Genomic DNA, 25539 nt, shown 5'->3' with positions numbered 1-25539 from the left:
TCAAGTAGAGGAGAGCAGAATGGATCGATCGAGACAGCTGGGAGAAGAGAAAGTATCAAAACTTCTAGTGAAGTTTTCAATACCGGCAATTGTAGGAATGCTGGTAAATGCTTTATATAATGTAGTAGACCGTATTTTTATCGGGAATAGTGTAGGTTCTTTAGGAATTGCCGGAATAACTATAGGCTTTCCGATTATGTTGGCGATTATGGCCTTTGCCATGCTTATAGGTATAGGGGCAAACTCATTGATTTCTATTAGACTGGGAGAAGGAAAAAAGGAAGAAGCTGAGCTCATTTTAGGAAATGCAATGGTGCTGTTAATTGTCGCAGCAGTGATAATATCGGCTATAGGCCTGATTTTTTTAGAGCCGCTCTTAAGGTCTTTTGGAGCCAGTGAGGCGGTGCTCCCGTATGCAAAGGACTATTTAGGAATCATACTCTGGGGGACTGTAGCCCAGACAATAGGCTTTGGAATGAACAACTTCATCAGGGCTGAGGGGAATCCCAAAATCGCTATGTTCACAATGCTGATAGGTGCCATTTTGAATACAATATTAGCCCCCATTTTTATCTTTGTATTTGGCTGGGGCATCAAGGGTGCTGCTATAGCAACTGTCTTATCACAGACGGTATCAGCGGTATGGGTACTTTATCATTTTCTGGGAGGCAAAAGCATTCTTAAGGTCCATCTGAAAAATTTGAAGCTGCATTTGCCGATGGTTGTTAAAATCATTACCTTAGGTGCGGCTCCATTCTTGATGCAGATGGCTGCAAGCCTGTTAAATGTTATCATGAACAAGAGCCTGACTGTATATGGCGGAGATATTGCGGTCTCAGGAATGGGTGTAGTTATGAGCATCACTATGCTGATACTCATGCCGATATTTGGTATAAATCAAGGAGCCCAGCCCATAATTGGATATAACTATGGTGCGCTAAAGTTTGACAGGGTGAAAAAAGCTTTGAAGCTGGCGATTTTTGCTGCTACATCCATTGCATTTATCGGATTTATAGCTACAAGGATATTTCCTTACCAGCTAGTTGCTATGTTTAATAGGGAAGATGCAGAACTGATAAAATTTGGAGCTAGAGCAATAAAGATATTTCTAATCTTCCTTCCGATTATTGGATTCCAGATAGTATCTTCAAACTATTTCCAGGCGGTTGGAAAGCCAAAGCATGCATCCTTTTTAGGATTATCAAGGCAGGTTTTAATACTTATACCTGCATTGCTTATCCTGCCAAGGTTCTATGGTTTGGATGGGGTGCTGATGGCTGGACCTGTAGCAGATTTAACTTCGTCAATAATAACAGGAATTTTTCTTATAATGGAAATGAGGCATCTGGATGCAAGACATTTAGAAAGCCAAGAACAGGAATAGTTCCTTGGTGTAAAGTATAATTTGCTTGACAACTGCTTACAAGAATAGAAGAATTAGAGTATGTAATATTTAATAATTTGAATTAAGAATTGCAGAGGGTGTTGAAATGAATTTGAAAAACCATTTGGAAGATAAAGGTGAATCTGTTGCAAAATATGAGAAGATAGCACTGGATATAGCTTATAGTATTCTTAACGACGAATGGAAAGTTGGCGAAATGGTCAAAGGACGATCTACACTTTCGGGCAAGTACAGCGTTTCTCCGGAAACAATCAGAAGAGCATTGAAGCTGCTGGAAGAGCTGCGGGTTGTGAATGTTATCGAAAAAAAAGGTATTTTAATAAAATCCAAAGAAGCAGCTAATACTTTCATAAAGGAGTACCAGTCAAAAGATAGAATTTTGTCCCTTAGAGAGGATATTTACAAACTAATGGATGAAAAAAGGTCCATTGAAAAATCTGTTATTGAACGGGTGGACTCGGTTATTGAGCAGGCTATGCTTCTTAGAAATATTGGAATTATATATCCCTTGGAGCTGAAAATATCTGAAAAAAGCCATCTCATAGGAAAATCAATCGGGGAGGTGCGTTTCTGGGATCATACAGGTGCGACGATAATAGGAATAAACCGCTCCGGACACCTGTATCTGTCACCGGGACCGAAACTGGTGTTTTACTCAAATGATATTATTCTTTATGTAGGGAATGATGCTAATATTTCTGACAAGGTAGATAAATACGTAAATAAAGTTTAATTTAAAAAACTGTTATCTGAGAAGATAGCAGTTAATTTTTTATCTAACAGACAACTTGATTGACAATAATGAGTTGTCTGTGATATTATTAATTAAAGAGACAACTTGATAATATGACAAAAGTTGTCACACTGTGGAGAATCTGCTAAAACCAAAGGGATTTTGAAAGGAGGCCGACATATGATGGTATTAAAGACAGGACAACTAATTAAACACAAGGATGATAGAATAGAACAGGATGAGTATGCTATGCGACTTATAACAACAGGAGAGCTTAAAGCTGCAGTTGAACTCCAGAAATATGTCTATAACCAGCTTCCCAACAAGCAGGTACTATACATGGATTCTTACGAAGATATGCTTGAGGATATGAAAAACGGAGCAAAAATAATTGGTGTATACAATAAAGCAGGAGAGCTGATTGCTTATCGTTATATAGGTTTTCCGGGCTGGTCTGAGAAAAATCTGGGAAATGACATAAATATGCCGCAGAAAGAGCTGGCAAAGGTGGCTCATCTTGAAACGACAGTTGTACATCCTGATTACAGGGGAAATTCGCTGCAGAGCTTGACACTGCAGCAAGCCATACCAATGGTGAAGGAATTTGGCTACAGTCATTTGCTTTGTACTGTATCTCCTCAGAATGTTTTCAGCTTATTTAATATAATTAAAAGCGGTTTAAGAATAAAAGCACTCAAGAAAAAATATGGAACTGATAAAGATGGAAAAGATGGGATGTGGAGGTTCATCCTTCACATGGATCTGGAGCCAATGGCAGAAAAGAAAACAAGCAAGCTTTTAAGCATACCCCTTGGTGATCTTGAGCAGCAGGGAAAATTGATAAATGAAGGTTTTGTTGGTTTGTGGCTGTTTAAGGAGAGCAAATTACTGAACTATGTACGTTTTGAAGATGCTTTAGCATATTAAGAAAGACTATATCAGGTGCAATTTCACCTGATACAGTCTTTTTTGCTATTTATACTCATTTTGTTTTTGATAGATATAGTCATTAACCTTGCTGTGCCACTGCTTGTATAGCTGCGGCTTCTCTTCCCTGACAATATTCATGAAGCTGTCAAGCACCCCCAGTTTATACAAACCTTTGGACAGGTGTTTGGGAAAATCACGTTGTTTTGAATAGAACTTTTTAGGATCAATGACCATCAGTCGACCATCAGGCTGAATCATTATATCCTTGCAGCGTATATCCTGCTTCTTAAAATTCAATCTTTTGAATTCTTCTAAAAGCTCCATCAGGTTCACCGCCAGCTTCTTGTCAAAGCCATAGTGCTTGATATGTTTACTGAGAGTGATTCCATCCACATAGTCCCTTATCATGTAATTTCCCATCATGCCGTATACTCGAGGGAAATAATTATTTCTCTTTATTCTTTTTAGAATATCGTATTCCTTTTTGCAGCTATTGGCTTCATAGCATATCTTGATAACCTTCCCTTCGGGCAGTAGATATACAATTCCGTTGTGGCCTCCACCAAGGGGTCTGCAATCCAACAGATTGATATCGAAGTTCTCAATATATCGCTTATATAATTTCTTATCCATAAGACCCTCCAGGTATACTGCTAAATTAGTACGCATAAGGGAGTCTTTAGTGCGTACACTTCCATGATATGTGCTATATACATGTCTTGACGCAAAATTTGAAAATTTCTTATAGAAAATAAGCTAATTTATGGAATTAACTCAATAATTGCCCACAAAATAGATTTGATTAACATATGCAAAAAATAATAGTGCTGTACTCAGCAAAATGAGTACAGCACTATTATTTTTTGTATGAAAAAGTATTTGCCATATAATAATAATAGTGATATTATATAATAGTTATAAAACGTAACTATTATAAGTAGTTATAATTATAGATAGTAAATTACGTAAGAAGAGTAATAAATGGAGGTGCATCATTCTTGGATAGGGAGAAACTAGCTGAAAACTTGTTGAATTTTTTACCTGCAATGTTCAAAAAACTTATGAGGGTTCATCCTACTTTTGAAATGCCAAAGCAGCAGATGGGGCTTTTATTCCATATCAGCAAGGAAAATAGAAAGCCAATGAGCTATTACAGTGAAAAAATGATGGTTCCAAAACCTAATCTCACTGTTATAGCAGATAAGCTGATAAATGACGGTTTTGTGGAGAGAGCATTTGATTCCAATGACAGAAGAGTAATTATTTTAGCTTTGACAAAAAAAGGCGAAGAATATATTAATGAAAATATTAAAAGAATCAAGGGAGAGATGATGGAGAGACTGGATTCGTTTAATGACAAAGACATTGAAAGGTTAAATGAGCTTATACTGGAAATGAAGGAAATATTTGATAGATTAGATTAAATTATACTAGCGGGTTATGCAGCTTTAGCTGATGGAAAGGGTTATTTATGTTTAGATTATTTAGGTTTTTAAAACCATTCATATGGTCTGTATTTTTCGTTGTATTGTTTTTATTTCTTCAGGCTATGGCGGAGCTATATTTACCGACGCTTATGTCAGATGTCGTAAATAATGGAATGATGAAGGGCGATACAGGCTATATATGGAGATACGGCGGCTACATGCTTGTTGTAGCATTGGGAAGCAGCATTTGTGCGATTGTTGGCAGTTATTTATCTGCAAGAGTTGCATTGGGTTATGGCAGAATTATAAGAAGCAAGGTTTTTGAAAGGGTAGAAAGCTATTCACTGCATGAATTTGATAAGGTTGGTACTGCTTCGTTGATTACGAGGACTACCAATGACATCAATCAGGTGCAGACGCTTATTGTCATGGGTATGCGTTTTATGATATATGCCCCTATCATGTGCATCGGAGGTATTATTATGGCATTATCCAAGGATAAGCCACTGACCATGATTCTTGCTATCGTTTTACCTGTGCTTATGATACTGATTGGTATTCTTGCGGCTACGGTAGTACCAATATTCAAGTCACTGCAAAAAAAGCTTGATAAGGTCAATCTTGTATTACGTGAAAACCTTACAGGTATAAGAGTAATACGTGCATTTAACAGACTGGATATAGAACGGCACAGGTTTGCGGAAGTTAATGGAGATCTTACAGATACATCTATAAGGGTTAATAAGATTATGGCAGCAATGCAGCCAATAATGATGCTTTTCATGAATGTTACCTCTATGGCTATTATTTGGTTTGCCGGACTAAGGATAAACAGCGGCAAGATGCAGCTGGGAGATATGATGGCATTTCTTCAGTATGCTATGCAGATAATGTTTTCTCTCATAATGGTATCCATAATGTATGTAATGGTTCCCCGTGCACAGGCGTCTGCAGCAAGAATCAATGAAGTTCTTGATATGAATCCGGAGATTGTTAACCCTCATCAACCCAATAAAGCCGATCAGCAGAGAGGTTATGTGGAATTCAAGGATGTTGTCTTCAGCTATCCTGGCGCAGAAGAACCAGCGATAAGCAACATTTCCTTTGTGGCTAAACCAGGGGAGATAACATCAATTATAGGAGGCACCGGTTCAGGAAAATCAACGCTTATCAATCTTATACCGCGCTTTTATGATATTGAAAGCGGAAGTATACTGGTGGATGGCATAGATGTCAGGGATATGACACAGAAGGATTTGAGAGCAAAAATCGGTTTTGTTCCACAAACTGCGGTGCTGTTTTCAGGTACTATAGCCGATAACATCAGATATGGCAAGGATGATGCGACCGATGAGGAAATAAGACATGCTGCCGAAACTGCGCAGGCAAAAGGATTCATTGCAGAGAGGAAGGATGGATTCAACTCTGAAATTGCTCAGGGCGGCACTAATATTTCGGGTGGTCAGAAGCAGAGACTTTCAATAGCCCGTGCATTAGTTCGAAAGCCTGAGATATATATTTTTGATGACAGCTTTTCAGCCTTGGATTTTAAGACTGATTCCCGACTGCGTGCAGCCCTAAGGAAAGAAACGGTGGAATCGACAGTAATTATTGTTGCTCAGAGAGTGAGCACAGTTATGGATGCCGACAGGATAATCGTACTGGATAACGGTTCAATAGTAGGAATGGGCAGGCACAAGGAGTTAATGAATACCTGCGAGGTATATCGTGAAATCGTATCCTCCCAGTTGTCAGAGGAGGAGATAGCATGACGCAGCAAAGAACGCAAAGACCTGGCGGAGGACCGGTCGGCGGACATGGAGGTCCTATGGGCGGTATGGGTCGGCCAGTGGAAAAAGCGAAGAACTTTAAAGTAACAACTAAAAGACTTGTAGAATACTTGTCGCCACAGAAATATAATTTTTTAGCAGTGCTGATATTTGCTGTTGCGAGTACTGTCTTCAATATACTAGGACCAAAAGTAATGGGGAAAGCCACTACCAAGCTTGGAGAGGGGATTCTCAAGAATCCGTCTGCGCCAAGTATTGATTTCACTTATATCGGGCAGATATTGCTCATGATGGTCGCACTATATATTATAAGTGCACTTTTCAGCTACATGATGTCTTATATAATGGCAAGTGTATCCCAGAAAACGGTTTATACTATGCGAAACGATGTAAAGTCAAAGCTTGACAGGCTTCCTCTCAAGTATTTTGATGCACATACCCACGGAGAGATTTTGAGTCGTGTCACAAACGATATGGACAATATTGCAGCAACACTGCAGCAGAGTCTTACCCAGCTTATTACATCATTTGTAACGGTAGCAGGGATACTCATTATGATGCTGACAATCAGTCCGGTAATGACACTTATTGCTATAGTAACATTGCCTGTGAGTTTACTGATAACTGCATTCATAGCAAAGAAGTCGCAAAAATACTTTGCAGACCAGCAAAAAAGTATTGGGGCATTGAACGGTCATGTGGAGGAAATGTACACAGGACACAAGATAGTAAAGGCTTTCGGTCATGAAGAGGATTCAATAGCTGAGTTTGAGAAAATAAATGAGAGGCTTTATAACGTAGGCTGGAAGGCACAGTTTATGTCAGGAGTGATATTCCCCGCACTTAATTTTGTAAACAACATAGGATATGTAATTGTATGCGTTATAGGTGGCCTTATGGTGGCAAAAAGGAAAATTGAAATCGGAGATATACAGGCATTCATACAATATATAAGGAATTTTACACATCCTATTACACAGTTGGCAAATATAGCCAATGTGATACAATCCACAATAGCATCTGCTGAACGAGTTTTTGAAGTGCTGGATGAAACTGAAGAGACGGCGGATAGAGAGGATTCTTCAGTAATAAAGGCCCCTAGGGGTGAAGTCAAATTTGAGCATGTAAGGTTCGGCTACAAGGAAGATGCTATACTTATGGAGGATCTGAGCATCGATGTCAAAGAGGGCCAGACAATCGCTATCGTAGGTCCGACAGGTGCAGGTAAAACCACACTGGTAAATCTCTTGATGCGTTTCTATGAAATCCAGGGAGGGAAAATTACTGTTGATGGAGTTGACATAAAGGATATCAAGCGTGGAGATCTGCGTACCATGTTCGGAATGGTTCTTCAGGACACCTGGCTTTTCAATGGAAGCATAAGGGATAATATTGCGTACGGACGTGAAGGAGCAACAGAGGAAGATATTATAGATGCTGCAAAGGCAGCGCACGCGCATCACTTTATCAAGACACTTCCGGAAGGATATGCAACAGTATTGAATGAAGAGGCTTCTAATATTTCGCAGGGACAGAAACAGCTTCTGACAATCGCTCGTGCGATTCTTGCAGACCCTTCGATGCTGATTCTTGATGAAGCTACAAGCAATGTTGATACTAGAACAGAGCTGCTTATACAAAAAGCAATGACAAATCTGATGCAGGGCAGAACCAGCTTTGTAATTGCCCACAGATTGTCTACCATTCGTGATTCTGATCTTATTCTGGTTATGAATCATGGAACAATAATAGAACAAGGCAGCCATACAGAGCTTTTGGTCAAGGGCGGCTTCTACGCTGACCTTTACAACAGTCAGTTTACAGAAGCAGACTTGGGTAATGAGGCTGTATAACGATTTCAAGCTTTAGACGGGGGGCACTGTATTAATGAATAGTACAGTGTCCTTTTTTATTTGCAGTATAACCCTGGCAGCCAAACAGTTTGGAGGTTTGTGCCAGATTCGATTCTAAAAAATGGTTTAAAAGCCCTGTTTATAAAATTCAAAATTAAAAGATAATTTTTTAACAACGAAGGATAATAATATATTTTGTAGAATCTATTAATTGTGAAACTGAAAACGGTTACGGAAACGCTATCAAAAATACTGAGATAGAGGTAGTAATATGAAACTAACCATAAAAGACATTGCGAGAATGTCAAATGTATCATGTACAACTGTATCAAGGGTATTGAACAACAAACCGGATGTAAAACCTGAAACGCGTCAGACTATTATGGAATTGATAGAAAAGCACAGGTTTCAGCCAAATGCTTTTGCAAAGGGGATATCATCCAAGAAAAGTAATTGTATAGGTTTGGTTATACCTTATGAAGCAAACTATGTACTGGGGAATCCCTTCTACGCAGAAGTTATAGAGGGAATACTTAATGAGCTTAATAAACGTTCATATTATCTTATGTTCTGTTATTATCCAAAGGTGGATTTTATAGAATATGCATTTACCCAAAACCGTGTTGACGGGTTTGTGCTGCTAAGCCCTATGAGCCATAATAAAAATGTCATATCTCTACTACATGAAATGGGGGCTCCTTTTGTTGCCACCTCAAGAATACTTAATGAGGAAAATGTTGTATACGTGGACATTGACAATCACTTAGGCGGATATATGGCAGTTGAACACTTGATTTCGCTAGGACATAGAAAAATAGGGATGATAAGAAATGGTCCGGGGAATCTGGCAAGCAGCGAAAGCCGCTTTGATGGGTATAAAGCCGCTTTGGCTAAATATAATATTCCGTTTGATCCTGACTTGGTGGAAATTCAGACATCATCAGTCGATAATGGATACAATGCGATGAATAATATATTCGATAGAGGGATGAAGCCGACTGGTATATTTGCCGCCTCAGATATGATGGCTATCGGAGCCGCAAATGCCATAAAGGAACATGGAATGCACATACCCGAAGATATGTCTATTGTGGGATTCGATGATATTAAAACAGCTCAATATTACAATCCTCCACTTACTACCATAAGGCAACGTTCCTTTGAGAAGGGAAAGAAGCTAGCGCATCTTATGATTAACCTATTGGAGAAGAAAAAAAATGTGAAGTCCATATTGTTAGATGTGGAGCTGGTAGTAAGAAAATCCACCGGTGAATTAGGAAAGTAGTAATTTAATATTAATATTTAATATAGGTAAGAACCTATTATTTTTGAACTAAATTGCACACGTTAACGGAAACGTTACCGAAAACGATAACATTCATGGCAAAAAAGTTGGAAAGCATTGGAAACACTAGAAATATTGAGGAAGTTGAATAAATGTTATTAAATGTATGACCAATGAGGTTTTGCCAGTTAAAATGTCTATATTTATTTCTCATATATTTATAAATCAGAGAAGGGAGGATTACAGGGCAAGTGAGGAATAAATTTTATAGAATCAGTTAGTTCCTAAAGATGAAAACCTAATAAATTAGTTTAAGGGGGAAGTAAGGTATGTATAAGAAGTTAATATGTCTGGTCTTAGCTTTGGTATTTATGTTTACATTCACTGGTTGTGCCAACAATGCAGCCACAACTGCAGCACCTACAGAAGAAATAAAAATGGGTTTTTACGCTCCACTCACAGGACCTACTTCATTGATTGGTATACCACTGCAGGAAGGTGCAAGATTAGCTGTCGATGAAATCAATGAACAGGGCGGAATTAATGGTAAGAAGATAAAACTTGTTGAATATGATGATAAGGCTTCTGCAGAAACTGCAGTTAAAGTAGTAACCAGACTTATACAAGAGGATAAGGTAAATGTTATACTTGGATCTCTAGTAAGCGGAAATATACTTGCCACAGCAAATCTCGTAGAGAAGGCTGGCATTCCCGAAGTAGGTACAGGTACAAGTCCAAAGTGGACAGCTCAAGGTTATAAGTATATTTTCAGAGGAAACGCACATTCTGGTTGGTACAATGGTGCTCTCATTGAGGCAATGAAAAAGATGGGTGTCAAGAAGCTTGCTTTGTTATCAAGCTCAACAGAATATGCAAAGGGCGGATCTGATAACCTGCTTAAGGCATTAAAAGAAGATGGAACAATAGAAGTAATACTCCATGAAAATTTCCAGGGTGGAGATACTGACTTTACTGGTCAGATGACAAAAATGATCAGTTCCGGTGCAGATGCAATGTTCCTTTATGCAAGCGCAGAAGACATGGGGATGCAGATGAAACAGTTCAGACAGCTTGGATGGAAGGGATTTGTATTCGGACCTGAGGGCTTCAACACTCCTGATATAGTAAAGGTTGCTGGCGAGTCAGCTGACGGTGCAGTGTTCTCATGTGGATATGTAATTCCTGAATCTCCTGAAGGAGCCATGAATGCAGCTGAAAAGAGCTTCCTCGAAGCTTATGTGAAGAAATATGCTCGTATGCCTGTTAACGACACAGCATACAGAGCGTACGATGCAGCAAAGATACTGGCGATGGGCTTAAAGAATGCTAATTCCCTTGATGGTACAGCAATAAGGGATGCTATAAAAAGTATCAATACCTATGAAGGCATAGCTGGCAAATTCGACTTCACAGCTGGAACTGGCGATGGTGTCAGCACAGCAAGAGCATATATAATCCAGGGTGGTAAGAATGTACCATTAGAAAAGTACCTCGAAACTAAGAAATAGTACTCTCGATTAAAAGTAGTTAAATACTGGAGGGCACAAACCTTTTAAAGCGATTGTGCCCACCGGTAACTACAAATAAATACCTCAGATACTTTGATATTGATTAAAATCGAATACAATAGAAAAATGAATAGTTACAGAAACTTGAGTTTATAGAGAGGGGTGTTGTTACCCATGCTTATACAACTAATAATCGGCTCCTTGATGATAGGCAGCGTCTACGGTTTGCTTGCTTTAGGCTACAGCTTGATTTACAAGGCATCTGGACAAATGACCTTTGTCCAAGGGGAGCTTTTGATGCTTGGCGCATTTCTAGGATTGACGTTTTATGGCATAATGGGGCTTCCATTTTTGGTTGCCTTACTGCTTACCGTTGTAATTATGTTTATATTTGGAATGCTGATTGAGAAATTCCTCATCAGGATACTGCTGAAGAGAGGTGCTACAGGCATTTATATAGTGCTGGCGACGATTGGGCTTTCCATACTGCTGCAGAATGCAGCAATGCTCATCTGGGGCAGCAGAGTTTTTCAGTTCCCGTCTATTTTTGGTAAAAGCCTGATTAATATCGGGGGAATAAATATAGTGCCTGAATCATTGCTTGCACTAGGGGTATCACTACTTTGCATGGTTGCGCTGCATATATTCATGTCGAAGACAAAATTTGGTACATCTATGAGGGCAGCAGCGCAGGATCCAATGGCAGCCAGCTCATTAGGAATCAATGTTCCCTTTACTACAGCTGTTACCTGGGGATTATCTTCTGCACTTGCAGGTATTGCAGGTATAATGATAGGTCCAATGTACGGCGTAAGCATCACAATGGGTTCGATGGTTGGCTTAAAGGGATTTGCGGGCTCAGTTATCGGCGGATACGGAGATATGTATGGAGCTATCGTGGGTTCAACTTTACTTGGTTTTATTGAAACCTTTGTGGCAGGTTATATTTCTTCAGTTTTCAAGGATTTTATATCATTCTTCGTTTTGATTGTAATAATGATATTTATGCCTACTGGTCTATTCAAGTCAAAGGTATATGATTAAGGAATAGTAATCCTAAGAAACACTATCAATATTTTATTGTGGAGGAATCATAGATGTTGCAAGATTATAAAAAGTATCTTCCGAATATCATAATTTTATTTTTAGTAGGCATGTTGGGGGTAGCTTTTGGGGGCAGCCAGTATCTGATATTGCTTTTGTGCATTATAGGCATATATATAATAGCCGTTTCGGGATTGGATATATTATTCGGATACTCGGGACAAATATCACTCGGACACGCTGCTTTCTTTGCAATTGGGGCATATACATCAGCTATATTCACAACAAAGTTTCCAATACCTGTATGGATAGGAATGCTGCTAGGGGCCACTTTGGCTACCATGATAGCAATAATGATTGCGTTTCCGGCTGCGAAGCTTGTGCATCATTTCCTTGCATTGCTTACTATTTCATTTGGACAACTTGTCTTCATATTTGTATCTAAAGCAGACAATATAACTAACGGAATGTCAGGAATTATTGGGATACCTCCAATCAAGCTTGGCCCCTTGGTTTTTGACACTAATTTGAGCTTCTTCGCATTAATGCTAGTGCTAGTAACAGTATTCCTGGTGATAAAGCAGAGAATTGTCAATTCCAGGGTAGGCCGAGCGTTGATTGCCATCAGAGAGAACCCTCATGCTGCAAGTGGTATGGGGATTAACGTAAGATATTATAAGATCATGGCTTTTGCTATCAGTGCGTTCTTTACAGGGTTTTCTGGAGCACTATATGCTCACTTTATTTGTTTCATAAGTCCAGAGAGCTTCATGTACTCTCAATCGGTTTTATTCTTAACCATGCTGTTATTTGGAGGAACTGGCAATCTATATGGCCCAATTATAGGCTCAGCAGTATTGACAATAATATCTGAATCACTCCAGAGTGTGGGCAACTACCAGATGCTTGTGTACGGGTTCTTCCTAATGGCTGTCATACTGTTCCTTCCTAAGGGATTATATGGAATTGTTGACATATTAAAAGCATATATGAGAAAGATGGTGAAGAAAAGTGCTGAAGTTAAATAATGTTACCATAAAGTTTGGCGGACTTATTGCTGTAAATGATGTGTCACTGGAAGTAAAGGAAAAGTGCATATACGGACTCATAGGACCCAATGGAGCGGGCAAAACCACATTATTCAATATAATAAGTGGTGTCTATAAGCCTACAAGTGGTGAGGTATTGTTCAAAGAGAAGAAAATCAGCGGCTTACAGCCTTTTCAAATAAACCAGTTGGGTATTGCAAGGACTTACCAGAATATAAACCTTTTTAAGAGTATGACAGTACTAGAGAATGTAATGGTGGGAAGACACAGCAAATCCAATAGCGGATTGATTTCATCAATACTTGGGATAAAAAGCCAAAGGGTAGAAGAAAAGCAAATTGTAGAAAAATGTCAAGAAATATTGGATTTTATGAATCTATCAGATAAAGCGGATTATTTATCTAGGAACTTATCATACGGTGAACAGAGAAGACTGGAAATTTCACGTGCCTTAGCTTGCGAGCCACAGATTCTTCTATTGGATGAACCTGCTGCAGGTATGAACTCGAAAGAAAAGGAAGACTTGAAGGATATAATACGAAAAATTAGTGATAAAGGCATAACCATTATAATAGTAGAACACGATATGAAACTGGTTATGGGGATTACTGATGCAATAAGCGTGTTGAATTACGGCAAGCAGATTGCTTTTGGCGAACCAAAGTATATACAGAACCATCCACAAGTTATTGAAGCATATCTAGGGGGTAGTAGCAATGGCTAAAATTCTCGAAGTGAAGGATTTCCATTTTTATTATGAAGAAATACATGCAATTAAAGGCATTTCCTTCTATATAGAGGAGGGAGAGATAGTTACTCTGATAGGAGGCAATGGTGCTGGAAAAACCACTACACTGAGGGCTATATCTGGCTTGTTGAACGGTGTCAATCACGGTACCATAGATTTCCTTGGAACAACACTTAATAAAATTAAACCTCATAAAATTGCTGCATTGGGATTGGCACAGGTTTTGGAAGGCAGACACGTTTTTCCTCATCTTACAGTTAAAGAAAACCTTATGCAGGGTGCATATTTGAGAAAGGGAAATGAGATTAAGATTGATCTGGAGTATGTATTTGATCTGTTCCCCAGGCTAAGAGAAAGAGAAAAACAGCTTGGCGGAACTTTAAGCGGCGGAGAGCAGCAGATGCTTGCAGTCGGAAGGGCACTGATGCAAAAACCAAAGCTATTGATGATGGATGAGCCTTCATTGGGATTAGCTCCTCTGATTGTAAATGAGATATTTGAAATCATCAAGAGAATAAATAAAGATGGAATGCCGATACTGCTCGTTGAACAAAATTCAAATGCTGCCTTAAGCATTGCAGACAGAGGATATGTTATTGAAACTGGGGAAATCGTACTTGCAGATAAGGCAAGCAATTTGATTAAAAATGAAGATGTTAAGAAAAGTTATCTTGGACATTAATAGTGATTCAATAATAAAGGAGATAATGGGATGAACGGTTGGGAGCAGTTTTGCATAGAGTATCTTACAACTGATAGTATAGACATGGATGAGGTTGGACAAGCTGCAAAAAACGGTTTTGAAAAGTTTGAAGTTTATCCTGACTCCATTCAGCTAGTAGATGGCTCATGCTTTTTCATAGCCCGTCATAATGGAAAGAAAGCTCTGATAATTTATGGAGAAAGTCACTCCAGTGAGGGGTTCCGTTATAGAGAATCAATATTCCTGGGAAAAAGGGCAAGAATATGTGAGTTAAACATTGAAAATGCCAAAGTGCTGAGAAATATATTTAGCTTTACCAAGCCTGTAAGTCATGAAGACAAGAACATCACTTTCGGATTGGGCGATAGGCTTGGGATCGCTTCTCCTGGACATATAAAGCTGCTAAAGGGTTTACCTGTTTTTCCTGTGCTCGCACAGCAGTCAATGAGAGAGTTGACGCTTACAGGGAGAAGCTATGCCGATGTTCTGGCAGATGTGTCATGGGCAGTATTTCAGGAGGGGTATACTTCCGGGTTTGGAGCAGATGGAGATCATTTAAAGAGTGCAGATGACATTCGAACCGCTTTAGAAAGCGGGTATACAATGATTACACTGGATTGTTCTGACTATATAAACAATAGTGCCTCAGAAATGCCTGAGGTTGAATTGCGTAAAGCTTATTCAAAGCTTGCAGAGGCTGACAGAAAAAGGTTGGAGTCAAAGTATCTGAACAAGGAATTCACATTGACCAGTGATATGAGAATTAAATTCAGTGAAGAGACACTTATGAGAATCGCAGTAATATATCTGGAAGCTTCAAAGTTTGCAATAGATATATATAAGAATATTATTGAAACGTATCGAGAAACGTTAGACTTTGAAATTTCTATAGATGAAACTCAGATTGCTACCTCACCAGAAGCGCATTATTTTGTGGCAGAAGAAATATTATCTGGAGGAGCAAGAATTACAAGTCTTGCCCCAAGATTTCCCGGTGAGTTTCAGAAGGGTATTGATTATAAGGGGGATATCAGTCTGTTCAATCAGGAGTTCAAGAGACATGTAAATATATCTGAACACTTCGGATATAGGATAAGTGTCCACTCAGGCAGCGATAAATTTCTGGTATTCCCAATCATTGGTGCCGAGACAGGAGGTAAATTTCACATAAAAACTTCAGGTACCAATTGGCTGGAGGCAGTCAGGCTTATCGCAATGAAGGATCCAGCATTGTATAGAGGAATACACAAGGAAGCTGTTCGATACTTTGCCGAAGCAAAGAAATTTTATCATGTCACTGCAGAACTTTCCAACGTGCCTAATGTGGATATCCTGACAGACACGGAGTTACTAGGACTTTTAGATATGGAAGATGCAAGACAGTTACTGCATATAACATATGGATATATATTGAAAGAGAAAAACCCGGATGGTTCTCTAAAGTACAAAGATAAGATATATGCTGCATTGAACAGATATGAAGGAGACTTCTATGATGTTTTGAGGAAGCACATTGGAAAACATATGAGGTCGCTAGGGGTAAAATAGATCGAATATAGCTGTAGTTATAACGGTAGTAATGTGCAGATAAGTATGATATAAAATGGAAGCATTTACGGTAACGTTTACGGAAGCTCCAATGTTTCATTTGTTAGACTTTAATGCACCTTTGAAATTATTATTATAAATTGGGGGCAATTATTATGAAAGCTTTAGTAAAATTCGGACCCGGTGTGGAGGGTATGGCAGTAAGGGATATACCTGAGCCTATACCAGCAGAAAATGAGCTTAAGGTTAAGATACTGGCGGGAGGCATATGCGGAACGGATGTTCACATCATGAAGGATGAATATTCCTATAATGCTCCGGTTGTTATGGGACATGAATATGTGGGAATTGTCGATGAGGTTGGTTCAGATGTCAAAGACTTTAAAAAAGGTGATTATATTGTTTCACTAACAGCGGCAAAGACATGTGGGCATTGCAGGTATTGCAGCTCCGGAATGCTAATGCTGTGTTCTGAGAGACTGTCTATCGGATCGGGTATGAACGGAGCTTTTGCAGAGTATATGACAATACCTGCAAATTTGGCATTTAAGGTTCCTAAAGAAGTAAAAAACAAAGAAGACCTTGCAATTTGTGAACCATTGGCTTGTGTAGTTCGCGGTGTAATAGAGCGGTCTACTGTAAAAGCCGGAGATATCGTTTTGGTTTCCGGACCAGGTGCAATAGGATTATTGACTGTTCAACTTGCAAAGATTCAGGGAGCATACGTCATAGCATCAGGGACACCTTTGGACAAAAGCAGACTGGAGTTGGCTCTGGAGTTAGGTGCCGACAGGATAGCTACTAGTCCGGAAGAACTGAAGGGAATTATTGAAGAGCTTGATCCTGATGGTGTGGATGTGGCCTTTGAATGTGCTGGTGCAGCTGCTTCAGCAAAGCAGTGTGTGCTAAGCTTGAGAAAGCAGGGTATATACTCTCAGGTTGGACTTTTTGGGAAGGAAATATCAATAAATATGGATGAGTTCCTGTTTAAGGAATTACAGATAACAAACAACTTTGCTTCAGAGAGAACCTCATGGGAGACAGCGTTGAGACTTGTGAAAAATGGTCAAGTTGACCTGGGGTCTATTATAAGTGCAAGAGTTCCTTTGGAAAACTGGCAGGAAGGCTTCGATATTTTTATGAGTAAAAAAGGTTATAAGGTTGTATTAGTACCATAAGGTATTAAATAAATCGTAGTAAAAATAAGTAAAGGAGTGTTCAATTATGGTTAAAGTAGGAGTAGTAGGTTATGGCGTAATAGGCCAGAGACTTGCAGATGGAGTAGCGCTTCAGAAGGATATGGAGCTTGTAGGGGTTGCTGATGTGGCACCAACCTTGGCTATCAGGGCAATGAAGGAAAAGGGAATGCCTTATAGCTTGTATCTTGGAATGCCTGAAAATCTTTCTCAGTTCGAGGCTTTGAATATACCTATATCAGGAACGTTGGAGGAGATGATACAGAAATGTGATGTGATCCTCGACGCTACGAGTGCAGGAGTGGGAGCCAAGAATAAGGAGCTCTATGCTAAATATAATAAGAAGGCTATATTCCAAGGTGGCGAGCAAAACTCAGTTGCAGATGTGTTTTTCCATGGTTATGCAAACTATGAGAATGGTATAGGAAAACAGTTTTTAAAGCTCACCTCCTGTAACACTACTGGTCTTATAAGGTCTGTAGATTGCCTGGACAGGGAGTTTGGCATAGAGAAGGTTGCAATAACAATAATTAGACGCGTAGCGGACCCTGGAGATTATCACAGAGGCCTGACTAACGCACTGCAGATAGACAAAGCTCCCAGTCACCAAGCGCTTGACTTGATGACAATAATGCCTCATGTGAACGCAACAGGGATACTTGTCCATACTCCGGTAACTCATGGTCACATTATCACTGTTGTAGCAACACCGAAGAGGAAGGTATCCAAGGAAGAGGCAATGGCATGCTTCAGCAAACATGACAGAATCAGAATGGTAAGGATTGCCGACGGCTTCCTTGGAAATGCCTCACTTTTCAGATATGCAAGAGATCTGGGAAATCCCAGAGGAGACATGTACGAAATAGCACTCTGGGAAGAATCGATAGTAGACTCTGGAAATGATATAATGTACGCAATCAACATACCGCAGGAATCCGTAACCATACCTGAAACAATTGATGCGATAAGGGCAGCTATGGGGATGGAGACCGACAGACTCAAGGCTGTCGCTGAGACCAATAAGTATTTGGGGATGGGAAGATGGAAGTAGGAGTAGAGACAGGTATAAGGTCAATGAATGAGTATAGTTATGTGAATAAGACTGTAATATTGAGGATAGACATCAACTCACCGTTGGACCCAGATACAAAGAAGATAGTCAGTGAAAACAGGATAAATAAAAGCATACCAACGCTAAAGTACCTGCTTGACAATAAAGCCAAGGTGGCAATTATTGCACATCAGGGGGATACACTTGATTATCACAACCTGATGCCAATGAATGAGCATGCGGAGAAACTCACTGCAAAGCTTGGGGTTGAGGTGAGATATATAGATGACGTATGCGGCCCGGCTGCCCGGGAAGCAATAAAAAGGTTAAAAGCCGGAGAAGCTGTATTGCTTGGCAACTTGAGGTACTTATCAGAGGAGATATCAACTTTTGAAGATGTCGTGAAGCTGAGGCCTGAGGAAATGCTTGACACATATCTGATAAGAAGCCTTGCACCACTGGCTGATTACTATGTAAATGATGCTTTTGCAGCTGCCCACAGGAATGCACCTTCGATGGTTGCATTCCAGGAGGTACTCCCTTCAGCAGGGGGGGAGCTTATGATGAAGGAAATCACAGCACTTACAAAGGTAATGTCAAAGCCTGAGCATCCATCTGTTTTTGTACTTGGAGGGCTTAAGATATCCGATGCCTTTGGTATGATGAAGCAGGTGCTGGAGAATGGTACCGCAGATAAGATACTTGCATGCGGAATCACAGGAAGCATCTTCCTAATTGCAGCTGGCTATGAAATAGGCGGCAAGACAGATAAATTCATAAAAGACAGGTCCCTTGACGTATTCATACCAGCCGCCAAGGAGTATCTGGCGAATTACTCCCAAAAGATAGTATATCCAGCAGATCTCGCATATGAAAAGGACGGACAGAGGTGTGAGGTTTCTATAGAACAATTGCCAGTGGATGAGTTGTTCCTCGATATAGGAAAAAAGACAGTTGAGATATTCCGAGAAGAGCTGAAAAAAGCAGGAACGGTTTTTGTAAATGGTCCTGCAGGAGTATATGAGAACAAGTTGTTTGAGTTCGGTACAAAAGAGATATGGAATGCCATTGCTGATGCAGAGGGCTACTCTGTAATCGGAGGCGGAGATACTGTAAGTGCGGCGGGGAGGTTCATCGATACAAAAAAGATAAACTACGTTTGTACTGCAGGCGGCGCTATGGTTAGGTTTCTATCAGGAAAGAAGCTTCCGCTTATTGAGGCTATGAAGAAAGCCTACAATAAGGGTTAATAAAGAGATAGGCAGGGGTAGATTATGATTAGTGAAGAGAGATCTAAGGAATTAGAGATATTTGCATTAAAGATTCGGATAGAGACGTTAAAGGAAATCGGAGGGCTGGGTTTCGGGCATATAGGTGGAGCAATGTCCATTGTTGATACACTTTCTGTATTATACGGAGGGGTAATGAATATAGACCCTAAGGATCCAAAGTGGGAAGACAGGGATTGGCTTGTGGTATCAAAGGGACATGCAGGTCCTGCAGTGTACGCTGCGCTTGCTCTCAGGGGGTATTTTCCATTGGAAGAGCTTAAGACATTGAACACACCTGGAACACACTTTCCAAGCCATTGCGACAGAAACCTCACAACTGGAATAGATATGACTACGGGTTCACTGGGACAGGGCGCTTCGTTGGCTGTAGGAGTAGCTCTCGGTAATCGCATGGATAGCAGGAGCAGTACTACATATCTTGTGCTTGGGGATGGAGAGTGCCAGGAGGGTCAGGTATGGGAAGCTGCTATGTTCGCTGCACAGCACAAGCTCGACAACCTTATTGCCTTTGTGGACGACAACAAGCAGCAGCTTGACGGCTATACCAAGGATATAAATGACCTTATTGATGTACGACTCAAGTTTGAGAGTTTTGGGTGGCATGCTCAAAGAGTAGACGGCTCAAATGTCTCTGAGATATATGATGCCATCGCGGCAGCTAAGGCGGAAAAGAGTAAGCCTTCAGTCATAGTGCTTGACACTATCAAGGGCAAGGGCTGCACCTTTGCTGAGGGAGTCCTTGACAATCATCATATGGTTGTAAGTAAAGACCAATATGAAGAGGCATTGAAGGCTCTAGAGGAAAAGCTGGAGAGGAAGATGAAAGCATGAGTATTGTAATTGCAAGTGAGAATAAAAAAGATGAGATGATGATGAGGGATGTATACTGCAAGTCACTTATGGAGCTTGCAGCTAAGGATAAGAATATTGTAGCTCTTGACGCAGACCTTATGAAATCCATGGGCATGGCTGCTTTCATGAAGGAGTTTCCTGACAGGACTATTGACTGCGGAATACAGGAAGCGAACATGATAGGTGTTGCTGCCGGTTTGTCTGTAACAGGAAAGATACCATTTGCCCATAGCTTTGCTCCTTTTGCAACCAGAAGATGCTATGACCAGATATTTCTGTCTGCAGGATATGCCAAGCTGAATGTAAGAATCATAGGAAGTGATCCGGGGGTTACCGCAGCATTCAACGGAGGAACACACATGCCCTTCGAGGATATGGGGATTATGAGAAATGTACCCGGAATAACAATACTGGAGCCGGTAGACTCTGTAATGCTCAAAGATTTGGTAAAGCAGGTTGCTTATAAATACGGTGTATTTTATATACGTCTGCTGAGAAAGAATGCAGTCAAGGTCTTTGAAGAGGGGTCAGAGTTCGAGATAGGTAAGGCAGTAAAAATAAGAGATGGCGAGGATGTCACTATAATAGCCACAGGGATCATGGTAGCAGAGTCATTGAAGGCCGCTGATATGCTAAAAGAAAAAGGAATCAGCGCCAGGGTCGTCAATGTCTTCACTTTAAAACCCATTGACAAGGATATGATAATTCAGTGTGCCCAAGAAACCGGTGCTATTGTGACTGCTGAAAACCACAATATAATCAATGGTCTTGGCTCAGCAGTTGCAGAAGTATTAAGTGAAAATTATCCGACGCTTTTAGCGAGGGTTGGTGTACAGGACCTATTTGGAGAAGTGGGGCCTGAAGATTATCTGAAGAAAAGGTTTAACCTGACGTCTGATGATATTGTGGATAGGGTAGAAAAACTAGTAATGAGAAAAAAAGAATTGAAAAAATGATCTCAATTAAAATAAAAGCTTAAGAGGTGAAATGTCTTATGTCTATACAAGAGGAAGCATTGAAGCTTCATGCTGAATGGAAAGGCAAGATAGAGATAACAAGCAGGGTTGAAGTAAAGTCAAAGTATGATTTAGCTACGGCATATACTCCGGGTGTTGCGGAACCCTGCATTGAAATACACAAGGACGTAAGCAAGGTTTATGAGTATACCAGAAAGTGGAATCTTGTTGCTGTTGTAAGCGATGGAACTGCAGTTTTAGGATTGGGCGACATAGGCCCTGAGGCCGCAATGCCAGTAATGGAGGGAAAGGCTGTGTTGTTCAAGACCTTCGGGAATGTGGACGCTTTCCCGATATGCCTTGCGACAAAGGATGTAGATGAGATCGTAAATACAGTTAAGATGATAGCTCCGACCTTTGGGGGTATAAACCTCGAGGATATATCTGCACCCAGGTGTTTTGAAATTGAGAAAAGACTCAAGAAGGAGCTTGACATACCTGTGTTCCATGATGATCAGCACGGTACTGCAGTGGTAGTTCTTGCAGGTATGATAAATGCATTAAAAGTAGTTAAAAAAGAGCTTAAGGATATAAAAGTCGTAGTAAACGGCAGCGGAGCAGCAGGAATCGCCATAACTAAGCTTCTGATGTCAATGGGACTGAACACTGTGATTCTATGTGACAGGCAGGGAGCAATATATGATGGCAGAGAAGGTATGAATACCTCCAAGGATGAGATAGCAAAGGTGACTAATTCGAAGAAAGAAAAAGGAAGCCTGACCGATGTGTTGAAAGGTGCTGATGTATTCATCGGAGTATCAGCTCCAGATACAGTTAGTAAAGAAATGGTTGCGACCATGGCAAAGGATTCCATACTATTTGCAATGGCAAATCCAACACCGGAAATTTTCCCGGAGGATGCGAAAGCTGCAGGGGCTAGGGTGGTTGGTACAGGCCGATCTGATTTTCCAAACCAAGTCAACAATGTACTGGCCTTTCCTGGAATCTTCAGAGGAGCTCTGGATGCAAAGGCTTCCGATATAAACGAAGAAATGAAAATTGCAGCTGCATATGCAATAGCAGCTCTCATAAGTGATGAGGAGCTCAATGAGGAGTATGTGATACCAAAGGCCTTTGATGAGAGGGTTGCAAATAAAGTGGCGGAAGCAGTCTATAAAGCGGCAGTTGCTTCAGGCGCAGCTGGAATTTAGCTCAAAATATTGTTGTTTGAGGAGATATTGTAAAATGTTCAAAATTGGTTATGACAAAAGAGAAATTGAGTTTTTTATAAACGAAAAGAACTTCCTCGGGGAGATTCTTCCGAACAGAATGGAAACAGGACTTACGGGAGAGGCTGAAGTGAAAAGAGCATTAGAAAACCCTACAGGGACAAAAAGACTCAAAGATATCGCAAGACCAAGTGAAAGTGTTGTAATCATAACAAGCGACATAACCAGGCCAATGCCGAGCAGGACAGTGCTTCCACTTGTTATAGAAGAGCTGAAGCTGGGCGGCGTAGAGGAAAAAGATATTACTATAGTACTCGCTCTGGGAAGCCATAGAAAGCATAAGTCGGAAGAAGTCCGGTATCTTGTAGGGGAAGAAGTTTACAGCAGAATCAAATGCGTTGACAGTGATCCTGACAACTGCAAACATCTTGGAACCTGCAACAATGGCACACCTGTCGATGTATTCAAAACAGTTGCAGAGGCTGATAGGATAATATGCTTAGGCAATATTGAATATCACTATTTTGCAGGATACAGCGGCGGGGCAAAAGCCATAATGCCGGGAGTCTCTACAAGAGAAGCGATACAGGCTAACCACAGCAACATGGTGAATCCCAGAGCAAAGGCCGGAAGTATTGAAGATAATCCTGTAAGGCAGGACATAGACCAAGTGGGGGAATTCATAACAATTGATTTTATACTTAATGTGGTACTGGACAGCAAGAAAAACATAATTAGAGCGGTTGCGGGCCACTATATCAAAGCGCACAGAGAAGGCTGCGCATTCCTGGACAACGCATATAAGGCAAGAATTCAACAGAAGGCAGACATTGTTATAACTACTCCGGGCGGGTACCCAAAGGATATCAACTTGTATCAAGCACAAAAAGCTCTCGATAATGCTAAACATGCAGTGAAGGATGGCGGTATCGTAATTCTTGCAGCATCCTGTAAGGAAGGTCTTGGGGAAGAAGTATTCCAGCAGTGGCTGCTGGAAGCTGAGAAACCCGAGGATTTGATTGAAAGAATTAAAAGGAAGTTTGAACTGGGTGGGCATAAAGCGGCTGCAATAGCGATGGTGATGCAAGGTGCGAAGATTTACCTTGTATCGGACCTGGAAGCAGACTTTGTCAGAAAGCTATTCATGGTACCCTTTAATGATATACAAAAGGCGGTCGATGCAGCATTAAGTGAACAAGGAGAGAACGCGAAAGTATTGTTGATGCCGTCAGGAGGTTCGACACTGCCAGTGTTTGAGTTAGGTTAAAGTAACCCCCGATTCCAGATTGGATGAACTGGAACCGGGGGTATTTTAATCCAAGTATATGACAGGGTAGCCAATGTGAGAAAAGTTTAAGTGCGGTATGGTGCTTAAGCTTTTTTTGCATATTTTTAACCTTACGTACTTATGCTGCATATGATGTAATGATTCGTTTAATGAGGAAGGAGATAGGAATGAAAATATATAAGGATTCTTACATGTGCCCGATGAATCCGAACTATTTCTGTCCATTTTATAATCAATTGGATGGACTGGAAAATGAGAATTTATTTGAGTATTCATCTGAAGAAGATTACGACGACGAGGTATATTTTAGGGATGATGGTTACGAAGAAGATGAATATGAAGGGATGAGGCAAAGACCTCAGGATATAAACCGCATCATGGCACTTATAAACAGAAGGTTTGATAATTACTATGCAGAGCTTCAACGATATAGGGTGCAGCGTGCAGATACGCGTAATATCTTTAGAAACACAGTAAGCTATGTGTTGAGAAATGAAAACAATTACACCGGAACAATTGATCAGAGAACAAATGCTATATTGAATGATTTGCGCAGGGATAATCCAGCAGCTTTCGCTTTACTGAGTAGACGTGGAGTTCCAAATGCTCGTATCAACCAAATAATAAGGGATATAATACGCTTTACCCTGGCGAATATTGAAGGAGTTCCGGTCGCAGGTTGGAGTCAATGGGAAGACCTGGGCGGTATCTTGACTTCAGCACCGGCAGTTGCATCATGGCAGCCAAATCGCTTAGATGTCTTCGCAAGAGGGCAGAATCAAGCACTATGGCATAGATACTGGAATGGAACCCGCTGGAGTGAGTGGGAAGACCTGGGCGGCGTATTGACCTCAGGACCGGCAGCAGTATCCTGGGGACCAAACAGAATTGACGTTTTCGGCAGAGGGCAGAATCAGGCATTATGGCATAAGTATTGGGACGGGACTAGATGGAGTGCATGGGAGGATCTAGGCGGAGTCATGACTTCTGAGCCCGCAGTTGCATCCTGGCAGGCAAACCGCTTGGACGTCTTCACAAGGGGACAAAACCAGGCATTATGGCATAAGTACTGGGATGGAGCCCGTTGGAGTGAGTGGGAGGATCTTGGGGGAGTATTGACATCAGCACCGGCAGCGGTATCCTGGGGACCAAACAGAATTGACGTTTTCGGCAGAGGACAGAATCAGTCCTTATGGCATAAATATTGGAATGGAACCAGGTGGAGCGCTTGGGAGGATCTTGGAGGAGGGCAGATTAATTCTGCACCAGCGGCAGCTTCTACGGGCATTAACCGTTTGGAGGTCTTTGCAAGAGGTCAAAGAAATGATTTGCAATTTAGAACCTGGAACGGAATTCAATGGAGCAGATGGCAGTCACTTGGAGGCACAATAACCTCAGCACCTGCAGCAGTATCCTGGGGAGGAAATCGTCTCGATGTATTTGCAAAGGGGCAAAACGACCATCTGTGGCACATCTGGAGAGTATAAGAGTATAGAAAGCACCATATTTTATTGAATAGAACCCTAAAAAACGGACAGTGAAACTAAAAGCCTCCTATTGTAGAATAAAACTATGATAGGAGGTTTTGCTATGGCAGGGAAAAAAGGTATGAAACATTATCCTGGGTGGATGAAATACGAAGCATTCCGCAT

Annotated in this window: 22 protein-coding genes; 21 read left to right on the top strand and 1 reads right to left on the bottom strand. The window is 40.7% G+C overall.

What is annotated here, in order from left to right; genetic code table 11:
- Positions 1–19: 19 nt before the first annotated feature.
- From VEB00_12530 to VEB00_12520, 3 genes are all read left to right on the top strand, one after another.
- Positions 20–1384, top strand: a complete 1365-nt coding sequence (locus VEB00_12530) for an MATE family efflux transporter (GenBank protein HYF83841.1) — start codon at positions 20–22, stop codon at positions 1382–1384.
- A gap of 106 nt (positions 1385–1490) precedes the next feature.
- Positions 1491–2138, top strand: coding sequence for a TrkA C-terminal domain-containing protein (locus VEB00_12525; protein HYF83840.1), 648 nt, complete (start codon positions 1491–1493; stop codon positions 2136–2138).
- A 180-nt stretch (positions 2139–2318) separates the two neighbouring features.
- Entirely contained in the window at positions 2319–3065 is a 747-nt protein-coding gene (locus VEB00_12520; GenBank protein ID HYF83839.1) for a GNAT family N-acetyltransferase, read from the top strand.
- A gap of 45 nt (positions 3066–3110) precedes the next feature.
- Here VEB00_12520 and VEB00_12515 read toward each other — a convergent pair whose 3' ends face one another.
- The gene (locus VEB00_12515; protein HYF83838.1) at positions 3111–3701 is read right to left on the bottom strand and encodes a protein kinase; all 591 of its coding nucleotides are present in this window, start codon (positions 3699–3701) and stop codon (positions 3111–3113) included.
- A 365-nt stretch (positions 3702–4066) separates the two neighbouring features.
- Here VEB00_12515 and VEB00_12510 point away from each other — a divergent pair, with 365 nt between their 5' ends.
- The 18 genes from VEB00_12510 to VEB00_12425 all read left to right on the top strand — a co-directional run bounded on the left by VEB00_12510 (position 4067) and on the right by VEB00_12425 (position 25374).
- Positions 4067–4492 (top strand): MarR family transcriptional regulator, encoded by a 426-nt coding sequence (locus VEB00_12510; GenBank protein HYF83837.1) that lies wholly within the window; start codon positions 4067–4069, stop codon positions 4490–4492.
- Positions 4493–4539: 47 nt separating this feature from the next.
- Entirely contained in the window at positions 4540–6267 is a 1728-nt protein-coding gene (locus tag VEB00_12505) for an ABC transporter ATP-binding protein (GenBank protein ID HYF83836.1), read from the top strand.
- Entirely contained in the window at positions 6264–8138 is a 1875-nt protein-coding gene (locus VEB00_12500) for an ABC transporter ATP-binding protein (protein HYF83835.1), read from the top strand. Before VEB00_12505 ends, VEB00_12500 begins: the two co-directional genes overlap by 4 nt.
- A 271-nt stretch (positions 8139–8409) precedes the next feature.
- Positions 8410–9423, top strand: a complete 1014-nt coding sequence (locus tag VEB00_12495) for a LacI family DNA-binding transcriptional regulator (protein ID HYF83834.1) — start codon at positions 8410–8412, stop codon at positions 9421–9423.
- Positions 9424–9752: 329 nt separating this feature from the next.
- Positions 9753–10931, top strand: a complete 1179-nt coding sequence (locus VEB00_12490) for an ABC transporter substrate-binding protein (GenBank protein HYF83833.1) — start codon at positions 9753–9755, stop codon at positions 10929–10931.
- A gap of 174 nt (positions 10932–11105) precedes the next feature.
- Positions 11106–11975 (top strand): branched-chain amino acid ABC transporter permease, encoded by an 870-nt coding sequence (locus VEB00_12485; protein HYF83832.1) that lies wholly within the window; start codon positions 11106–11108, stop codon positions 11973–11975.
- A gap of 53 nt (positions 11976–12028) precedes the next feature.
- Positions 12029–13003, top strand: a complete 975-nt coding sequence (locus VEB00_12480; GenBank protein ID HYF83831.1) for a branched-chain amino acid ABC transporter permease — start codon at positions 12029–12031, stop codon at positions 13001–13003.
- Positions 12987–13748 (top strand): ABC transporter ATP-binding protein, encoded by a 762-nt coding sequence (locus VEB00_12475; protein ID HYF83830.1) that lies wholly within the window; start codon positions 12987–12989, stop codon positions 13746–13748. The genes VEB00_12480 and VEB00_12475 overlap by 17 nt, the downstream gene beginning before the upstream one ends.
- Positions 13741–14454 (top strand): ABC transporter ATP-binding protein, encoded by a 714-nt coding sequence (locus VEB00_12470; protein HYF83829.1) that lies wholly within the window; start codon positions 13741–13743, stop codon positions 14452–14454. The genes VEB00_12475 and VEB00_12470 overlap by 8 nt, the downstream gene beginning before the upstream one ends.
- Positions 14455–14484: 30 nt before the next feature.
- Complete coding sequence (locus tag VEB00_12465; GenBank protein HYF83828.1) at positions 14485–16023, top strand: tagaturonate epimerase family protein; 1539 nt, start codon at positions 14485–14487, stop codon at positions 16021–16023.
- A gap of 155 nt (positions 16024–16178) precedes the next feature.
- The gene (locus VEB00_12460; GenBank protein ID HYF83827.1) at positions 16179–17201 is read left to right on the top strand and encodes an alcohol dehydrogenase catalytic domain-containing protein; all 1023 of its coding nucleotides are present in this window, start codon (positions 16179–16181) and stop codon (positions 17199–17201) included.
- A 46-nt stretch (positions 17202–17247) separates the two neighbouring features.
- Entirely contained in the window at positions 17248–18270 is a 1023-nt protein-coding gene (locus tag VEB00_12455) for a type II glyceraldehyde-3-phosphate dehydrogenase (protein HYF83826.1), read from the top strand.
- Positions 18261–19520 (top strand): phosphoglycerate kinase, encoded by a 1260-nt coding sequence (locus tag VEB00_12450; GenBank protein ID HYF83825.1) that lies wholly within the window; start codon positions 18261–18263, stop codon positions 19518–19520. Before VEB00_12455 ends, VEB00_12450 begins: the two co-directional genes overlap by 10 nt.
- 24 nt (positions 19521–19544) lie before the next feature.
- Positions 19545–20393, top strand: coding sequence for a transketolase (locus VEB00_12445; protein HYF83824.1), 849 nt, complete (start codon positions 19545–19547; stop codon positions 20391–20393).
- Positions 20390–21370: a transketolase family protein gene (locus VEB00_12440; protein HYF83823.1), complete on the top strand. Its 981-nt coding sequence runs from the start codon at positions 20390–20392 to the stop codon at positions 21368–21370. The genes VEB00_12445 and VEB00_12440 overlap by 4 nt, the downstream gene beginning before the upstream one ends.
- 38 nt (positions 21371–21408) lie before the next feature.
- Positions 21409–22581, top strand: coding sequence for a malic enzyme-like NAD(P)-binding protein (locus VEB00_12435; protein ID HYF83822.1), 1173 nt, complete (start codon positions 21409–21411; stop codon positions 22579–22581).
- A 34-nt stretch (positions 22582–22615) separates the two neighbouring features.
- Positions 22616–23866: a nickel-dependent lactate racemase gene (gene larA, locus VEB00_12430; GenBank protein HYF83821.1), complete on the top strand. Its 1251-nt coding sequence runs from the start codon at positions 22616–22618 to the stop codon at positions 23864–23866.
- Positions 23867–24087: 221 nt separating this feature from the next.
- Positions 24088–25374, top strand: a complete 1287-nt coding sequence (locus VEB00_12425; protein ID HYF83820.1) for a sialidase — start codon at positions 24088–24090, stop codon at positions 25372–25374.
- Positions 25375–25539 lie beyond the last annotated feature (165 nt).

This window comes from Clostridia bacterium (assembly GCA_035628995.1).
Classification (GTDB): domain Bacteria; phylum Bacillota; class Clostridia; order Lutisporales; family Lutisporaceae; genus BRH-c25.
Note: the sequence above shows the minus strand (reverse complement) of the source record. Positions and strands in the feature narration are given on the sequence as shown.